9 protein-coding genes and 1 CRISPR repeat array (1 of these 10 cut by a window edge) are annotated in these 17725 nt (G+C 36.1%); of the genes, 1 reads left to right on the top strand and 8 read right to left on the bottom strand.

The genetic code is table 11. The annotated features are described in order from the left end of the window. Positions 1 to 233 precede the first annotated feature (233 nt). From ABID42_RS23005 to ygiD, 8 genes are all read right to left on the bottom strand, one after another. Positions 234 to 1154, bottom strand: a complete 921-nt coding sequence (locus ABID42_RS23005; RefSeq protein ID WP_367285653.1) for a hypothetical protein — start codon at positions 1152 to 1154, stop codon at positions 234 to 236. Positions 1155 to 1800: 646 nt separating this feature from the next. Further along, positions 1801 to 2820 (bottom strand): hypothetical protein, encoded by a 1020-nt coding sequence (locus ABID42_RS23000; protein ID WP_367285652.1) that lies wholly within the window; start codon positions 2818 to 2820, stop codon positions 1801 to 1803. 213 nt (positions 2821 to 3033) lie between these two features. Continuing rightward, the gene (locus ABID42_RS22995; RefSeq protein ID WP_367285651.1) at positions 3034 to 3867 is read right to left on the bottom strand and encodes an endonuclease domain-containing protein; all 834 of its coding nucleotides are present in this window, start codon (positions 3865 to 3867) and stop codon (positions 3034 to 3036) included. Positions 3868 to 4729: 862 nt separating this feature from the next. After that, positions 4730 to 6088 (bottom strand): tRNA uridine-5-carboxymethylaminomethyl(34) synthesis GTPase MnmE, encoded by a 1359-nt coding sequence (mnmE, locus tag ABID42_RS22990; RefSeq protein WP_367285650.1) that lies wholly within the window; start codon positions 6086 to 6088, stop codon positions 4730 to 4732. A 104-nt stretch (positions 6089 to 6192) separates the two neighbouring features. Further along, positions 6193 to 6477: an SCP2 sterol-binding domain-containing protein gene (locus ABID42_RS22985; protein ID WP_323689028.1), complete on the bottom strand. Its 285-nt coding sequence runs from the start codon at positions 6475 to 6477 to the stop codon at positions 6193 to 6195. A 278-nt stretch (positions 6478 to 6755) separates the two neighbouring features. Beyond that, the gene (locus ABID42_RS22980; RefSeq protein WP_367285649.1) at positions 6756 to 7616 is read right to left on the bottom strand and encodes a dienelactone hydrolase family protein; all 861 of its coding nucleotides are present in this window, start codon (positions 7614 to 7616) and stop codon (positions 6756 to 6758) included. 166 nt (positions 7617 to 7782) lie between these two features. Beyond that, the gene (gene queG, locus ABID42_RS22975; RefSeq protein ID WP_323689030.1) at positions 7783 to 8709 is read right to left on the bottom strand and encodes a tRNA epoxyqueuosine(34) reductase QueG; all 927 of its coding nucleotides are present in this window, start codon (positions 8707 to 8709) and stop codon (positions 7783 to 7785) included. Positions 8710 to 8812: 103 nt separating this feature from the next. Continuing rightward, on the bottom strand, positions 8813 to 9643 hold the full coding sequence (gene ygiD / locus ABID42_RS22970; protein WP_494337607.1) for a 4,5-DOPA-extradiol-dioxygenase: 831 nt from the start codon (positions 9641 to 9643) through the stop codon (positions 8813 to 8815). Between the two features lie 257 nt (positions 9644 to 9900). On the opposite strand from ygiD, the gene ABID42_RS22965 reads away from it, so the two are divergent. After that, positions 9901 to 11331 carry a circularly permuted type 2 ATP-grasp protein gene (locus ABID42_RS22965; protein ID WP_323689032.1) on the top strand — a complete coding sequence of 477 codons (1431 nt, stop codon included), beginning with the start codon at positions 9901 to 9903 and terminating at the stop codon, positions 11329 to 11331. Positions 11332 to 12173: 842 nt separating this feature from the next. Then, a CRISPR array of direct repeats spans positions 12174 to 17725; the repeat unit is 37 nt; unit sequence GTTTCAATCCTTATTCTATTGGAAGTTACTCTGGAAG (it continues 5459 nt past the right edge of the window).

Genomic DNA, 17725 nt, shown 5'->3' with positions numbered 1-17725 from the left:
AAAAAAAGAAGCAAAAAAAGAAAAATATTATAGTAGTAATGTTTTTTCTGTTCTTAGAATATTAATAATAAGCAAAAGTAAAGGTTGGAGTTTTCTCCAACGAATTGAGCGTTAGCAACAAACAAATGTAGTAGAATGCAAAGTAACGAGTTGCTTACGCTCGTGTTGTTGGTCTTGGCGACCCCGTGAAAACACCAACAACGGCGGAAGAGCCTATGTTATGTGCAGCTTTTCTATTTGTATATCTCAACATCAAATGTTTTAGCATTCTTTCCGAATAATTGTCCATTGTCAATTGGTATTAATAAAGAGTCAGCCTTTTCTTGGTTGTCATAGAATACAAGTTTAAACGCAGATTTTGTCAAGTGTTTTCTCAGGTTTGAATAGTCTTTAGGTGAAATAGAAATTGTATTGCAATGACTTGATTGGTCTGCCTGATAGGTATATTGATATGGATTGTCCGAAATGAAAGTTATTTGGGGATGCATAAATTCTATTTCGTGATTGGCTTCATTTGAGTTCTTAATTCTAACTTCTTGTAGCATCCCATTCATGTCTGAAAGTCTGAAAATGCAAGCATAACCTTTAGGGAATTTCTCAAGAGTCACGAAATAGCAGTTCTTGGAGATATGCTGATTGTTTGAATTCATTTTGAAGAACCAATATTGTTCGTCTGATGTCAAGAAAGGGCTTGTAAAATTGTCGTATTTGTAAAGTTGGATATTGTCCCAGCCGCCTCCAGGTGAGATAGTAACTGTCTCTATGAAGTGCGAATAAAGTTTTGCCTCATCACAGTCTTGTTTAAATGTCTTGTTTCCAATAAGTTTTTTCTCATCTGTCATTATGTCTAATGAAATCGTTGTTATACGTCCTTCCGATTGGGTACTTCCTTTTACTTCTGTTGTTTCCTTAACAAGTAATCCGCCTAAATATATTGGTGAAAGCCCAATGTCGTCAAAAAAATACTTAACGTTCTTATAATGATACTCTCCTTTGTCTTCATTGTAAAAAGCGTTGTCATTGTAAAAATCGGGCTCGTTCTCTTTCAATTCTGCCTTCTTAATTGTGTTATCGGTATGCACAGATTCTTTTTCATGCTTGTCTTTACAACCAATAAAAGTTAGAATTAATAAACTTAAAATTATTGCTTTCATTATTGTCCTGTTAAAATTATAAATGTTGTTCAGTATAGTTCAAAAGTTGCACACAACAAATAGGAATTTGCGACAGGAGGGTTTCCAAGCACAAATACCCAATTTATTCCTAGAACTCATTACTGATTATATTTTTTCAATTCTTTTTTCAGATTAACACTATTTCGCCAACACCAAAAAGATATTAGTATAAATATTATTGAAGGAATTAAATGGAAATTCCCTGTTGAAAAATAATTGATTGCATTAAATATTATAAGTAAACTTACTCCAAGAATTGAAAGTCCAGTATTTAATCCTAAAAGAAACTTCAAGTCTTTTTCAGTTTTGTTTGTGTTTGGGTTTTCGAGCATACTTTTAATTAATTTAATTTTTACTTATAGCATGACTTTGAGTCATGCCATAAGTGGCTTAAGAAAACCTAAGAACAGTTGCAGTACACCATTCTTGCAGTCAGAGACTGCATTTTATTATTGTTCCAAGTTGTTAAACTTGGAACAGCGAGGGTCGACGGAATTACCGCTAACGTTTCGGTGGTTTGCGATGGCGGGGTGTTTTAGCAATAAACTTCATTCGGAGAACTGAACTTCCACCTTGCACAAATGTGTCTGCGAAGCACGGAACCCCCGCTATCGCAAACCCCATGTTAGCTGTGGTTTTTCTCTGTCGTAAGGTGAACTTCATTGTTTATAAATTTATAAAAGTCAAACATAAAGTTTAACAGTCCTAAAGAAGTAAGCCAAACAAAAATCAATGTCAGAGTTATGTTTAAGCAGTTACTAACATTCAATGATTGAAGTATTATTGGTAATAAAACTCCAAACAGCATAATAAAAAATAAGCTGTTGAATGTTCTCATTAGAGACTTGGGAACACCAACATTTTGCCTTGTCAAGTCGTAAAGTCGAGGCAAGTTAAATTCATAAAACTCTGTCGCAATTTCTGCAAGTATTGTTCTGTGAAAGTCCTGTCCCTTATATTTTGGATTTAGGCGAGTCATTAAATCGCTTACATCATTTTTGTAAAGTATCCAAATGCCTGTATCATTAAATCGTCCTTGTCCGTGTTTCGCATACCTGCCGTCAAGGTAATACCAAATTTGGTTACAAGGGTCGAAGTATTGACTTAGTTCTTCTAATGTGTAGTCAAACCTTGCTGCTTTGTCAGAGTGCCAAGTCATCATATAACCTGGCTCTGGGTCAGCGGAACCAGAAATACTTTCCATAGCACAATAAAGGTCAACCGTGCTCGATGAAAGTTCATTTTCCTCAAGCCAAAACTTTGTTGCCAATTCGTCTTTTTCTTCGCTTTGCCTATGAAGTCTTTCATAAGTCAACCCATTATATTTCTTTTTGAATTTTGAAATGTGGTCATAGTAATTCCAAAATTCACGACTTTTCATCACGTAATGAAGTAAGCGTCTGAAGTGAGTGAGTTTGTCCGAATATTTATCTATTTCAATTTGTCGTGTTGCTCTTTCACTTCTTAGATTGAAAATTTTTGAGGATAGGTAAGCAATTACAAATGCGGAGATAATACCACCAACAGTTATTAAGTAGTTTTGAATGTTTAATATTCTGTCCGCTGGTGCAGGAAATAGAAGCAGTAGAACCCCTACAAGAAGTCCAAAAAGTCCAAGTAATATGTATGAGGTTCTGTCTTTCATAAAATCACAGCTAACGAGCAGGGCTTTGTGCAGGTTGGGAATTAGTATTCTGTCTGCCGATAACCGCTGCTGATTGTAAATATAAAGTTGAAGTTAAGAACAAAAGTTCTGCGATGTACGTCCTGCCCGAACAAAAGTTGAACAGGATTACAAATGCTCATTGTTATTCCGTCTGCCCAACTTGCACAAAACCCAATGTTGTGCGTAGGCTTTTTACGTCATCCGTTTTTGTTCTTTGTCTTCGTCAAGCACTTCAAGTATGTCGAAAAGGTCTGAACTTGTCTGAACAGGGTCTTGCCATATTTCACTACCTGAATATCTTATTACTCTGTATCCGTTAAGTTGAAATAGTCTGTCTCTTTTTTTATCGTTAATAAAACTTGTCTTAGAGTTGTGAAATTGAAATCCGTCACATTCAACTATGATTTTTACTGATGGGTCATTTGGAACCCAAATATAAAAGTCTGCTCGAATTGATTTGTTGTCAACTTTATAATTTGGGAAAAAGGCTTGTGGTGTTATGTGGTAAGAGTCAAATTCAAAATTTCTTGTCAAATGTTGATACATTAAAATATCCTCAACCTGTCCTTCTGTGACCTCACCCTTTGTCTGCTTGGCTTGTAACTTTTCCTCAAAAAATGTCAATTCATTGTCACCCGTAGCTTGCTTGTAAGATTCAATGAAGTTGTCAATACTTTTGTAATAGCCCCTGTAATATTCAATTTCATTTTCTGTGTCATTGAACGGATGAGTGATAAATAAACAAGGCATTCTGTTTTTTAAAAATAACAGCATAAATGAGTTGAGAAATGTCTTTTCGATTGGTGATTGACAATATTTAAAAACATTTTCTGCATTATTTAAGAATACTCCTTCTACAAATTTCTCATAAAATTGGCTGTAGCTAATTTTATCTTCATCAGTTTCGGTTTCCAATGAATATTGTTCAGATATTGATTTGTCAATAAATTGCTTTAAAAGAGGAATAAACTCTTCTTTTTTATCAAGCTTGTCGAAATACTGTCTGAAGAGATTAGGGTTTGTCATAAGTTTACGCACAACTCGCTAATATGCGAAAGTTTTGTCGTACTTTTTGTATTGTTTTGTGTTATTTCTGTTTTTCGTTATACTATTGATGTAGTACTTTTTGTATTGTTAATGATTTTATCCTCCAATCTACCCATTCCTAAATACAATCAAAAACATTCAACCTACGAATCACAAAAAACTTATTATACGGTAAGTTTTCTGGGTATAATACAAATTATGTGAGTAGTAAATTGATTATTGCTTAAAGCGTTTTGTGCATAAGCAATTGCAACGTGTGCATAGGCAGTTGTAAAGTGTGCATGAGTAATTGCAACATGTGCATAGGCAGTTGTAAAGTTTGCATGAGCAGTTGCAACATGTGTATAGGCAGTTGTAAAGTGTGCATGAGCAGTTGCAACGTGTGTTTAGGCAATTGCAACGTGAAAATAGCCAGTGGAGTTTTGTGCATAAGCAGTTGCAAAGTGATATTAACCAGTAGTGACTTGTGATTATGTAATAGTGAAGTGATATTATGCGGTAGTGGTTAGGTATTATGCGGTAGTGGTTAGGTATTATGCGGTAGTGATTAGGTATTATGCGGTAGTGGTTAGTGATTATGCGGTAGTGAATAGGTATAACACAGTAGTTAATAGGTATAATGCAGTAGTGAACAGGTATAATGCAGTAGTGAATAGGTAGAACGCAGTAGTTAATAGGTAGAATGCAGTAGTGAATAGGTATAATGCGGTAGTGAATAGGTATTATGCAGTAGTAAAGTGATATTGACGAGTGGAGGCTTGTAATGAAGCTTTAGCAAAAGAATAGCCTTGTGTACTCATGGCACAAGGCTTTCTGTCATGCCATGAGTTTTGCTAATTTTTTATTTACCAATACAAAACTTAGAAAATATATTCGCTAATAAATCATCCGTAGTGATTTGTCCTGTGATTTCGCCTAAGTGGTGAAGGGCAAAGCGGATGTCTTGGGCAAGGAAATCGCCAGTAACGCTTTGGGCTAAACCTTCTAAAACATTTTCTAATGCTCCATTGGTTTGTAATAAATGTTGATAATGACGAAGGTTTGTCACCACAGTATCACCAGATTTAATTTCTCTAGTTTTTACTTTTCTGACCAAAGTATCTTTTAGCGTATCAATATTTTTGTTCTCAGAGGCTGAAATCCAAAGAATATCAGGATAAGTAGCTTCAAATTCTGCTTTTTGTGTAGCGGATAATTTATCTACTTTGTTACCGACTAAAATATACGGTGCATTAAATTCTGTAATTTGTTGGGCAATTTCAGTAAGTTGAATTTCGGAAGCATCAAACAAATAGACAATCAAACTGGCTTTGTCCATTTGTTGTAAAGTACGTTCTACGCCAATGGCTTCGATGGTATCGGTAGTTTTACGTAAACCTGCTGTATCAATCAATCGGAAACGAATGCCTTCGATAAATAATTCGTCTTCAATCACATCACGAGTTGTACCTGCGATGTCTGAAACAATGGCTTTTTCTTCGTTTAATAAACGATTCAACAAAGTAGATTTACCTGCGTTGGGCTTTCCAGCAATTACAGTAGGCACACCATTTTTGATAACATTACCCATTTCAAAACTGTCAATCAATGGAATGAGTACTTGTTGAATTTTAAAGATTAATTGACGCAAATCGTCACGGTCGGCAAATTCTACTTCTTCTTCGCCAAAGTCTAATTCCAATTCTATCAAAGAGGCAAAATGAATCAAAGCTTCTCGAAGTTGGGCGATTTGCTTAGAAAATCCTCCTCTGATTTGATTAATAGCAGTTTGGTGAGACGCTTCTGAATCGGAAGCAATTAAATCAGCAACGGCTTCTGCTTGGGCAAGGTCTAATTGTCCGTTTAAAAAAGCACGTTGGGTAAATTCCCCAGGATTTGCCAATCTTGCTCCTTCACGAAGGATTAATTTCAAGATTTTTTGAATGATAAAATCTGAACCGTGACAAGAAATTTCGATGGTATCTTCACGAGTATAAGAAGAAGGAGCTTTGAAAAGTGAAACCAATACTTCATCAATAATAGTTTGGTTATCTCTAATCGTACCGAAATGAATGGTATGCGAAAGTTGTTTTTCAAGGTTTTTACCTTTGAAAATTCTATTGACAATCGGGAAAGTTTCTGGACCAGAAACACGAATTACACCGATTGCTCCAATGCCTTGAGCTGTCGCTAAGGCACAAATTGTATCTTGATTAAACATGAATTTGTAACACGATTTGATATTTGCGACGTCTCGCAATCGTGGGTTGAATGAGTTCGGTAACGATAGCGAGACGCCGCATCGTACCAAATCGTGCTACAAATTTAAAACAATTCCTTCAATTTCATGGCAACACCCATATCGCCAGTGATTTTTAGTTTGCCAAACATAAAAGCTGTCATCGGATTCAAATCGCCCGACATCAAGCCTTGCAAATCTTTTAAGCTTACACCAATGGTACAATCTGCGGCATCGTCGGCATTACTTACGCTTCCGTCTGCTCCAATTAAGATACTTCCTGCATCAGTCGCAAATTTAATAGATGAGCCTAAACCGCCTTTAGCAGCCGCCAAAGCAGTAATTTTTTGTGTTAATTCTTCAAAAGTCATGTTGTTGAGATTTATAAAATTTCACTTCATTGTTTTCAATAGGGCTGGGCTTAAAGAAATCAATAACAACAAATATTCTTTGGCATTTAACCTCACCCCCAACCCCCTCTCCTGCAAAGAGGGGGCTTTTTAGTTCCCAAAGCTCCCCTCTCAGCAGGAGAGGGGTCGGGGGTGAGGTCTTTCGCAGAATAATATTTGGCGATAAAAGCTTTAAGGCCAGCCCTATTGAAAAATGTTTGTACTTGCTCAAGGCTCATAGCTCGAAGCTCACAGCTAATTTAAGAAATCGTTTCCTTAAATACTCTTAAAGTAGCGTCCCAAGCTTTTTTGGCTACTTCTGCATTGTAGCGTGTGGGAGCAGTATCGTTGTTGAAAGCATGTTGAGCACCTTCATAAACATAAAGTTCGTATTTTGTACCTGCCGCTTTTAGTGCTGCCTCGTAAGCTGGAATGCCTGCGTTAATACGTTCGTCTAGTCCTCCGTAATGTAATAAAACTTTTGCTTTGATTTTTGGTACATCTGCTGCTTCTGGTTGGCGACCATAATACGCTACTGCCGAATTAAGCGTTGGTGAATTTACCGCCAATTGGTTTGCCAAAGCACCACCCCAACAAAAACCAACACAACTGGTTTTGCCATTACTTTTTGGTAAAGATTTTAAGTAATCAAATCCTTTCAAGAAGTTGTTGGTATTTTTCGTTGCATCTATTTTACTGAATAAAGCCCTTGCTTCATCTTCATTTTCTGGAGTTCCGCCAAAAGGCGAAAGTGCATCTACAGCCAAGGCATAATAACCTGCTTTAGCTACTCTTCTTGCAACATCCTTAGTATGCGGATTCAATCCACGGTTTTCGTGAATGATAATTACTGCACCAATTTTTCCTTTGATTTTTTTAGGTTGCGCCAAGTAAGCTTTCATCGTACTGCCATCACCTTCGTAAGTAACGTCTGATACTTCTATGTCTTCGTCGTTTTCTTGAATGGTTGCGGCATTGGCATAATTTACTTCCAATAATGGCAAAACCGAAAGTGCCGCCACTGTACTTCCTGTTAGTTTAACAAGACGTTTGATGAAATCTTCACGACTTAATGGCTTGTGCGTGTACTCATCGAAAAGGTTAATAATTTCTTGATTCATAGTTATTGTTGTTGTTTAGTTGTGAGCTATGAGATATGAGCATTTTTTCTTTCCATTTGAATCCAAGCTCTTTTGATTTAAGCAAAAGAACAGAGCCAAAAGCTTAAAGCTCATTGCTCAAAGCTTACAGCTCATGGCTTATATCTCAAATCTAATATAATTACAATTACTTTAAAAATTCTATGTTCCTTTTTAGACCAACGTACTTTGTGCGCTTCAAAGGGGATTTTCTAAAGATGGTTTGAAATACTTCTTCGGTGATTTCTTCCCAATCATTCTTAGTAAAATTCGCTAAATCTGGATGGAGATTAAACTGTGGTTCTTGATGTGGTTTTGAAAAACGATTCCAAGGACAAACATCCTGACAAATATCACAACCGAAAAACCAGTTTTCAAATTTGTTCTGTACTTCTACTGGAATGGCTTCTTTCAATTCAATAGTATAATAACTAATACATTTAGAGCCATCAACTACATAAGGTTCAATGATGGCATCCGTCGGACAAGCTTCAACACAACGAGTACAAGTACCACAATAATCTTTTACTGGACCATCGGGTTCTAAAGTTAAATCCAAAATCAATTCTGCAATAAAAAAGAAACTTCCTTGCTTTTTATTGATAAGATTACTGTTTTTGCCAATCCAACCTAAACCTCCTTTTTTCGCCCAAGCTTTATCCATAACTGGTGCAGAATCTACAAAAACTCTTCCTCCAACTTCTCCGATTTCTTCTTGAATATATTCCAAAAATGCTTTTAGTTTCTCTTTCACCACAAAATGATAATCTGTACCATAAGCATATTTTGAAAGTTTTAAATCATTTACACCTTCGGGTAATCTCTGTGAAGGATAGTAATTAAAAAGTAAAGAAACCACCGACTTGGCATCGTCCACTAATAATCGTGGGTCGAGGCGTTTGTCGAAATGGTTTTCCATGTACTGCATTTTTCCGTGATGATTCGCTTTTAGCCAATTTTCTAACCTTGGTGCTTCTTCTTCCAAAAAGCCAGCTTCTGAAATACCACAAAAATCAAAGCCTAACTCTTTGGCTTTTTGCTTGATTAAGAAAGTATTTTTTGAATGATTTAACATTTAAGTGTTTTTTCCAAAAGTTTTCTGGCATCTTCATTTTGTCAATTTTTTGAAAGACAAACGATTAACAGATTTCAGATAACTGATAAACGTACGAAAGTACTTAAGCAATTTTTACAGAAGTCATCGTCAGAGAACCACCTACTGGCACATCATTGAAAAAACTTGCTTCTTCATTTTTCTCTTGCATTCCTAAAATATATAATAAAGGATAGTAGTGGTCGGGAGTAGGAATTGCCAATTTAGCGGCTTGTCCCATACTTTCGTAATTTATTAAGTCTTTATGATTTCTTTCAGTAATGTTCTTTTTGAATTTTTCATTCATTTCAATCGCCCAATCATAGCCATAAGCCCCATTGATTCGCTGAAAATCTACCATTCTTAAATTATGTACCATGTTTCCACTTCCAATAATTAATACTCCTTTTCTACGCAATGTGGCTAATTCTTGTGCTAATTCATAATGATACTGTGGCGATTGATGATAATCGATACTCAATTGTAAAATCGGAATATTGGCTTTTGGATAGATATGACGAATGATTGTCCACGTTCCATGATCTAAACCCCAATCATGATCCAAATGTACATCTGTTTTTGTAATGAGTTTTTGAGTTTCTTCTGCAATAACTGGACTACCAATCGCTGGATATTGTACATCAAACAATGCTTTTGGAAAACCGCCAAAATCATGTATCGTTCTAGGTTTTTCCATTGCCGTTACAAAAGTACCTCTTGTAAGCCAATGTGCTGAAATAACAATTACCGCAGTGGGTTCTGGAAAATCTTTGGCTAAAGATGACCATTGTTGACTAAATTGATTATTTTCGATACCATTCATGGGCGAACCATGCCCGATAAAGAGTAAAGGAGTCTTCTGTTCTTGTTGTGATAATTGCTCAGAAAATACTTTTAATGTTCCTAATGCTGACATGGCTAATACTCCTGCGGAGGCTTTTATAAATGTTTTTCGATTCATTTCTCTAAAATACTATATTTTATGCAACGGATTGGTTGATTAGTAAGTTCAAAGAGTATCTTAGCATGAAAATAGGTAAGTAATTTTACTCATTTTTCAACATATTTTGTAATTATTACCATTTTCAGAATTTTCTTTGGGAAAACAATTTTGAAGCACAGCATTATTTTTTTAAATTAGGGTAATAACAACTAATAAAATATCCAAAGCCTATGAATTTTAGTTTTGAGAACTACCAAACCGAAGGCTTCTTCGATGAAATGTTTGATGCACAAGGCAATGTGCGATTGGGTTATGAGGCATTTAAGGAACGGGTAGAACAGTTAAAGATTGATGAGTTTATTCGTCGCCACCAAGCAGCCGAACGTTCGTTAATGGCAATGGGTATTACTTTCAATGTTTATTCGGAAAATGAAGGAACAGAACGCATTATGCCTGTTGATATTATTCCCCGAGTAATTGAAGCTGAAGACTGGAAAAAAACCGAAAAAGGCTTGATACAACGTATCACGGCTTTGAACATGTTTTTGGATGATATTTATCACGACCAAAAAATATTGAAAGACGGTATCGTTCCCCGTGAATTAATTGAAACTTCTAAAGACTTTTTACGTCCTTGTATTGGTATTCGCCCTCCAAAAGGCATTTATATTCACATTACTGGTACGGATTTAATCCGTGGCGACGACGGTAAGTTTATGGTTTTGGAAGATAACCTACGTTGTCCGTCGGGTGTTTCTTACATGCTTGAAAACAGAGAACTCCTCAAACGTACTTTCCCTGAAGTTTTGGCTAAAACCAGAGTACAGTCTATCTCCGATTATCCTAATAAGTTGTTGCAGATGTTACAACACATCAGCGACCGCCCAAATCCTACGGTTTGTGTATTAACTCCGGGAATTTATAATTCAGCTTACTTTGAACACTCGTATTTAGCACAACAAATGGGTGTTGAATTGGTTGATTCAAGAGATTTAGTCGTGCATGATGGTTATGTAAAAATGCGTACTACTAAAGGTTTCCAGATTGTAGATGTAATTTATCGTAGAATTGACGATACATTCTTAGATCCTAAGGCATTCAGACCCGATTCTTTGATTGGTATTCCAGGAATTTTTGATGTCTATAAAAAAGGTAGAATTGCTTTAGCGAATGCACCGGGAACAGGCGTTGCTGATGATAAAGTAATTTACGCTTATGTACCAAGAATCATCAAATACTATTTAGGCGAAGACCCTATCATTCCAAATGTTGAAACTTTTATTTGTGGTGAAGAAGCTGATTGTAAATATGTATTAGAAAATATTGAGAAATTGGTAGTAAAAGAAGCCAATGAAGCGGGTGGATACGGTATGTTGATTGGTCCAAAATCAACTAAAGCAGAACAAGAAATTTTTAAAGCACGTATTAAAGCAAATCCAAGAAACTATATTGCTCAACCTACGATTTCACTTTCAAGAGTTCCATGTTTGATTGACGACCATTCAGAAGGCAGACACGTTGACTTACGTCCATACATACTTTATGGAGATGGCGTAAAAGTAATTCCGGGTGGATTAACCCGTGTAGCATTGCGCAAAGGCTCTTTAGTAGTAAATTCATCACAAGGTGGAGGTTCTAAAGATACTTGGGTATTGTACTGATAATGAATCAATTGACACAAAAAAATGGTTGACAAATAGCTAGATTTGTCAACCATTTTTGTTTCATAATGTATTATTTTATTGTTGTGATTTCATTCTGTATCGAAGCGCTAACCAAGAGAAAATAGGCTGTTAGGATATAAAAGGAGTATTAGAGCAGTGTATCAGAGAATCTAAGCACTCACTCGAAGAATATAGTCATTGTATCGGAGAATGTAAGCACCCACTCGGAGAATATAGGCACTGTATCGGAGAATGTAAGCACTGTATCGGAGAATGTAAGCACTCACTCGGAGAATATAGGCACTGTATCGGAGAATGTAAGCACCCACTCGGAGAATATAGGCACTGTATCGGAGAATGTAAGCACCCGCTCGAAGAATGTAGGCACTGTATCAGAGAATGTAAGCACCCGCTCGAAGAATATAGGCATTGTATCGGATATTGGAAGATAATAGATGGGAGGGCAAAGGTTTTCAATCCTTATTCTACTGGAAGTTACTCTGGAAGTGTAAACTAGGATAACTCTTTGTTAACCATTTATTCGTTTCAATCCTTATTCTAATGGTAGTTTCTCTCTGAGTCTATGAAATATCGGTTAAAACCTTAGTCAACCTGAGTTTCAATCCTTATTCTAATGGAAGTTTCTCTCTGAGATTGCAACGCTATCCTTTTTAGAATTGTGTTCACCTTGTTTCAATCCTTATTCTACTGGAAGTTACTCTGGAAGAGAGACAACGAATTTACAATAATGACCGACGAGGAGGGTTTCAATCCTTATTATTCTACTGGAAGTTACTCTGGAAGGAGCGGTACGGAACTTTCTGAAAAACTGAAAACGCTGTTTCAATCCTTATTCTATTGGAAGTTACTCTGGAAGTTCATTTTGACGAGTACCACGGGGCGATTGACCTGCTCCGTTTCAATCCTTATTCTATTGGAAGTTACTCTGGAAGTTCATTTTGACGAGTACCACGGGGCGATTGACCTGCTCCGTTTCAATCCTTATTCTAATGGAAGTTACTCTGGAAGTGTTTATCTGAATCAGCAACTGCCTTAATGAATGGCAGTTTCAATCCTTATTCTATTGGAAGTTACTCTGGAAGCGCTTCAAAACATCATACATGGCTTTGGCTTCATGGGTTTCAATCCTTATTCTATTGGAAGTTACTCTGGAAGTTAGCTTTGTTTGTAGATAAGTTAACAGAATTTGAGTGTTTCAATCCTTATTCTATTGGAAGTTACTCTGGAAGTGCGGTTCATCAACGAAAGTTTTCTCTAAGCGACTGATGTTTCAATCCTTATTCTATTGGAAGTTACTCTGGAAGAATTTGCTTTGGTGTGAATGTTTGACGAGTTTTTTTGTTTCAATCCTTATTCTATTGGAAGTTACTCTGGAAGGATGTTCTACAAGTGTATTGACGTCCAACGTCTTGTCGTTTCAATCCTTATTCTATTGGAAGTTACTCTGGAAGATAATCTAACATATTTTGCTCAATAGCTGCTTTTGCGTTTCAATCCTTATTCTATTGGAAGTTACTCTGGAAGCGTAGGTGCTACGAGCGTGTACAAAGGAGGTGAAACAGTTTCAATCCTTATTCTATTGGAAGTTACTCTGGAAGTTGGCTTGCCGTTGCAAGTACGGTGACTGGGGGTATGGTTTCAATCCTTATTCTATTGGAAGTTACTCTGGAAGATTCACAATTACAATAGAGCGAATTAACATTAAACGGTTTCAATCCTTATTCTATTGGAAGTTACTCTGGAAGTGTTTCATCTGTTGAATCTTCAATTCCATCAGGTATGTTTCAATCCTTATTCTATTGGAAGTTACTCTGGAAGCATATACTTGGAAGTTTGGCTATAGAATTAATACTCATTGTTTCAATCCTTATTCTATTGGAAGTTACTCTGGAAGTTCTATCATTAGTTAAGATACTTGCTTTCCATTCCTGTTTCAATCCTTATTCTATTGGAAGTTACTCTGGAAGATTCAATTGGCATTCTCATGTTTATCCATACTTTGTGTTTCAATCCTTATTCTATTGGAAGTTACTCTGGAAGAATGTACGTTTGTTTAGATGTGTCAAAATCTGGTTTGGTTTCAATCCTTATTCTATTGGAAGTTACTCTGGAAGCAAAAGATGATGCTAGTCCTTACCTTCCTGAACCCTGTTTCAATCCTTATTCTATTGGAAGTTACTCTGGAAGAAACATTAGCACTATTCTTCTTATTTGCTTTTATGAAAGAGTTTCAATCCTTATTCTATTGGAAGTTACTCTGGAAGCGATTACTGCTGTAGTAATCCTGTTGTACTACTTGGCGTTTCAATCCTTATTCTATTGGAAGTTACTCTGGAAGAATACATCTGTTCTTTTGATGAATTAGGTAATGAAATAGTTTCAATCCTTATTCTATTGGAAGTTACTCTGGAAGATGGATGAAGTGAAATATGAAGTAAAGTTCGAAAGTCGGTTTCAATCCTTATTCTATTGGAAGTTACTCTGGAAGTCTGATTATGATTATCAACAGTATTATAAATACTTATGTTTCAATCCTTATTCTATTGGAAGTTACTCTGGAAGGTTTAGTGTACCGACGATTCTTTTTTTTTCAGATTCGTTTCAATCCTTATTCTATTGGAAGTTACTCTGGAAGTTCTCGCCAAGTAATACGTTCCAAATCTGAGTGCCTGTTTCAATCCTTATTCTATTGGAAGTTACTCTGGAAGGCGGAGCGAATACAAGCTAGATACTTACTTAGTATTAGTTTCAATCCTTATTCTATTGGAAGTTACTCTGGAAGTTGTTTTGCCGTTTGCATCTTTATACGCTCCCATGAGTTTCAATCCTTATTCTATTGGAAGTTACTCTGGAAGGCTGAGGCTGTTCTCTTTTTGCCCATTAAAACGCATTGTTTCAATCCTTATTCTATTGGAAGTTACTCTGGAAGTAGAGAAGCTTCAGTAAGTTTTGATGCTTACCTTGAGTTTCAATCCTTATTCTATTGGAAGTTACTCTGGAAGAAGCCTCGAAAGAATCAGAAGCTTTTGCTAATGAATGTTTCAATCCTTATTCTATTGGAAGTTACTCTGGAAGAGGCGGATTGTTGATAAAATACGCCCGTGTGTGGGTTTGGTTTCAATCCTTATTCTATTGGAAGTTACTCTGGAAGTTATTATTCAGCCATCAAACGAAAGTCTTGAAATACGTTTCAATCCTTATTCTATTGGAAGTTACTCTGGAAGGTTTCTATTTACCGCATCCCGTGTTTGGTAGCTATAAGTTTCAATCCTTATTCTATTGGAAGTTACTCTGGAAGAGTTTCTTCTTTTTTAAGCTCAAATCCTGTCTTTGGGTTTCAATCCTTATTCTATTGGAAGTTACTCTGGAAGAGCACTAAGTACGATTGAAACAGGCTTTTGCAAAGTAGTTTCAATCCTTATTCTATTGGAAGTTACTCTGGAAGAAGCAACAAATAAAACCAAAATTCATAAACAGGCTAGTTTCAATCCTTATTCTATTGGAAGTTACTCTGGAAGTGTGATTGATTTTTCAAAAAGAGCCTTTGAATTAGGTTTCAATCCTTATTCTATTGGAAGTTACTCTGGAAGACCTTTTCGCTTTCTTGCATCGTCAATTACTTCTTTGTTTCAATCCTTATTCTATTGGAAGTTACTCTGGAAGACAATTGTATGAACCACGTCAAAGAGTTTTTAAGTAAGTTTCAATCCTTATTCTATTGGAAGTTACTCTGGAAGCCAAGATTCAAGCTTTTATCCAGTTGAATTTCAAGGGTTTCAATCCTTATTCTATTGGAAGTTACTCTGGAAGGCCATTCCGCAATGTTTGCCCTGCTTTTTTGGCGTAGAGTTTCAATCCTTATTCTATTGGAAGTTACTCTGGAAGAGTTCCGAGAAATATTGCGAAGAAAACAGGTAATACGTTTCAATCCTTATTCTATTGGAAGTTACTCTGGAAGTTGTTGTAGCGGTTTTTATTTTACTTTTATCAGTTGTGTTTCAATCCTTATTCTATTGGAAGTTACTCTGGAAGAATACATCTTTAGGTGTAATTGTAGTTCACAACGGCAAGTTTCAATCCTTATTCTATTGGAAGTTACTCTGGAAGAAATCATTGGTTTACTCTATAACCCCTACGTTCGATGTTTCAATCCTTATTCTATTGGAAGTTACTCTGGAAGCGTCTCTTACAATTTCTTCGGTTAATTCCATAAGTTGTTTCAATCCTTATTCTATTGGAAGTTACTCTGGAAGTTCAAAGGACGATATTTAACGATATAAGTTCCTTGAGTTTCAATCCTTATTCTATTGGAAGTTACTCTGGAAGTCTGTCTATAATCTTGGGGGTGGCAATACAATCATCAGTTTCAATCCTTATTCTATTGGAAGTTACTCTGGAAGACAACATGAATTCTTTAGACTTTTTTAGCTGCATCAGTTTCAATCCTTATTCTATTGGAAGTTACTCTGGAAGGGCAATCCATTACCGATTGATAGAAACCTTTAATAAGTTTCAATCCTTATTCTATTGGAAGTTACTCTGGAAGAGTGGCGACTTTAAATCTTCTAAAAACAAGTTTCTATGTTTCAATCCTTATTCTATTGGAAGTTACTCTGGAAGATCAAAAAAACTAAGCTAAAAAGCTACAAATAATTTGTTTCAATCCTTATTCTATTGGAAGTTACTCTGGAAGTAGATTATAGTGACAAAGGCAGTGGTAGGATAGTATGTTTCAATCCTTATTCTATTGGAAGTTACTCTGGAAGGTTTTTAGCAAATAAAACAGGGAAACAACATAGTATGTTTCAATCCTTATTCTATTGGAAGTTACTCTGGAAGCAAGTTACAAAGCAGTTGTAACGATTTGTAACCGACGTTTCAATCCTTATTCTATTGGAAGTTACTCTGGAAGCATAGAAGTATTCACAGCCGAAGTAAAGGCTGGTAATCTGTTTCAATCCTTATTCTATTGGAAGTTACTCTGGAAGAAGCCCACGGCAGGGCAACCTTAGCCCGCTGGTATGGTTTCAATCCTTATTCTATTGGAAGTTACTCTGGAAGCTTTTGTTCTGTTCATTTCTGAATGTAATGTATTCGGTTTCAATCCTTATTCTATTGGAAGTTACTCTGGAAGTTTTTGGGCGAAGGCTTAGTACATCTATCTCTGATGAGTTTCAATCCTTATTCTATTGGAAGTTACTCTGGAAGAACAGACAGACTCAATAGCGGCAATGCTTGAAAAAAGTTTCAATCCTTATTCTATTGGAAGTTACTCTGGAAGCCAGGTGTACAAACAATTGAAAGAATATTATCAGTTTGTTTCAATCCTTATTCTATTGGAAGTTACTCTGGAAGTGCGAAGTTTGGCGTAGCTCCCTGAAGGCATTTGTGGTTTCAATCCTTATTCTATTGGAAGTTACTCTGGAAGAAACCTAAATCCTCTGGATCTGGCAGAGGAATTGTACGTTTCAATCCTTATTCTATTGGAAGTTACTCTGGAAGCGAACGCATAGCGGTTATTGAAAGCTACGTAACCGAGTTTCAATCCTTATTCTATTGGAAGTTACTCTGGAAGACAATAAATTTCCTCAGAACCTTAGAAAGATTTTATCGTTTCAATCCTTATTCTATTGGAAGTTACTCTGGAAGCGGTTGAGCCAAAAGCCAAAGCCGATACAAAAGCGGTTTGTTTCAATCCTTATTCTATTGGAAGTTACTCTGGAAGAATCACCTTCCCAATTTCATAAGACAATGACAGACTGTTTCAATCCTTATTCTATTGGAAGTTACTCTGGAAGCTGGTGGTCAGCCAATCAACGCAAAGACGCCTTTTGGTTTCAATCCTTATTCTATTGGAAGTTACTCTGGAAGGAATATCCATGCACCTATTTGTTTGCAACAAAAAATCGTTTCAATCCTTATTCTATTGGAAGTTACTCTGGAAGTTTATTCAAATGCTACTGTTTCCACTCAAACGCTTTTGTTTCAATCCTTATTCTATTGGAAGTTACTCTGGAAGCAAAGACAAACTGATACGGTCGTCTAATGTTTCGAGGTTTCAATCCTTATTCTATTGGAAGTTACTCTGGAAGGCATTGAACTTGGTACACGTGCAAGCCTTATCGACCGTTTCAATCCTTATTCTATTGGAAGTTACTCTGGAAGAGAGGGTAAACTTCTTTGATTTAAGTACCTGTTAATGTTTCAATCCTTATTCTATTGGAAGTTACTCTGGAAGAGAGCGGTAGAATCAATCAAGAAGACTATTCTCGTAGTTTCAATCCTTATTCTATTGGAAGTTACTCTGGAAGTTCCGAAATGGATGAGCAAACTTGTGATATGTTCCTGTTTCAATCCTTATTCTATTGGA

The sequence above is a fragment of the Arcicella rosea genome, assembly GCF_040543805.1.
GTDB lineage: Bacteria > Bacteroidota > Bacteroidia > Cytophagales > Spirosomataceae > Arcicella > Arcicella rosea.
This window is presented reverse-complemented; position numbering and strand designations above follow the sequence as displayed.

Excerpts from the sequence above, each read along its gene's own strand:
- ABID42_RS23005 (WP_367285653.1), bottom strand. The coding sequence starts at position 1,154 with ATGAAAGCAATAATTTTAAGTTTATTAATTCTAACTTTTATTGGTTGT.
- ABID42_RS23000 (WP_367285652.1), bottom strand. The coding sequence starts at position 2,820 with ATGAAAGACAGAACCTCATACATATTACTTGGACTTTTTGGACTTCTT.
- ABID42_RS22995 (WP_367285651.1), bottom strand. The coding sequence starts at position 3,867 with ATGACAAACCCTAATCTCTTCAGACAGTATTTCGACAAGCTTGATAAA.
- mnmE (WP_367285650.1), bottom strand. The coding sequence starts at position 6,088 with ATGTTTAATCAAGATACAATTTGTGCCTTAGCGACAGCTCAAGGCATT.
- ABID42_RS22985 (WP_323689028.1), bottom strand. The coding sequence starts at position 6,477 with ATGACTTTTGAAGAATTAACACAAAAAATTACTGCTTTGGCGGCTGCT.
- ABID42_RS22980 (WP_367285649.1), bottom strand. The coding sequence starts at position 7,616 with ATGAATCAAGAAATTATTAACCTTTTCGATGAGTACACGCACAAGCCA.
- queG (WP_323689030.1), bottom strand. The coding sequence starts at position 8,709 with ATGTTAAATCATTCAAAAAATACTTTCTTAATCAAGCAAAAAGCCAAA.
- ygiD (WP_494337607.1), bottom strand. The coding sequence starts at position 9,643 with ATGTCAGCATTAGGAACATTAAAAGTATTTTCTGAGCAATTATCACAA.
- ABID42_RS22965 (WP_323689032.1), top strand. The coding sequence starts at position 9,901 with ATGAATTTTAGTTTTGAGAACTACCAAACCGAAGGCTTCTTCGATGAA.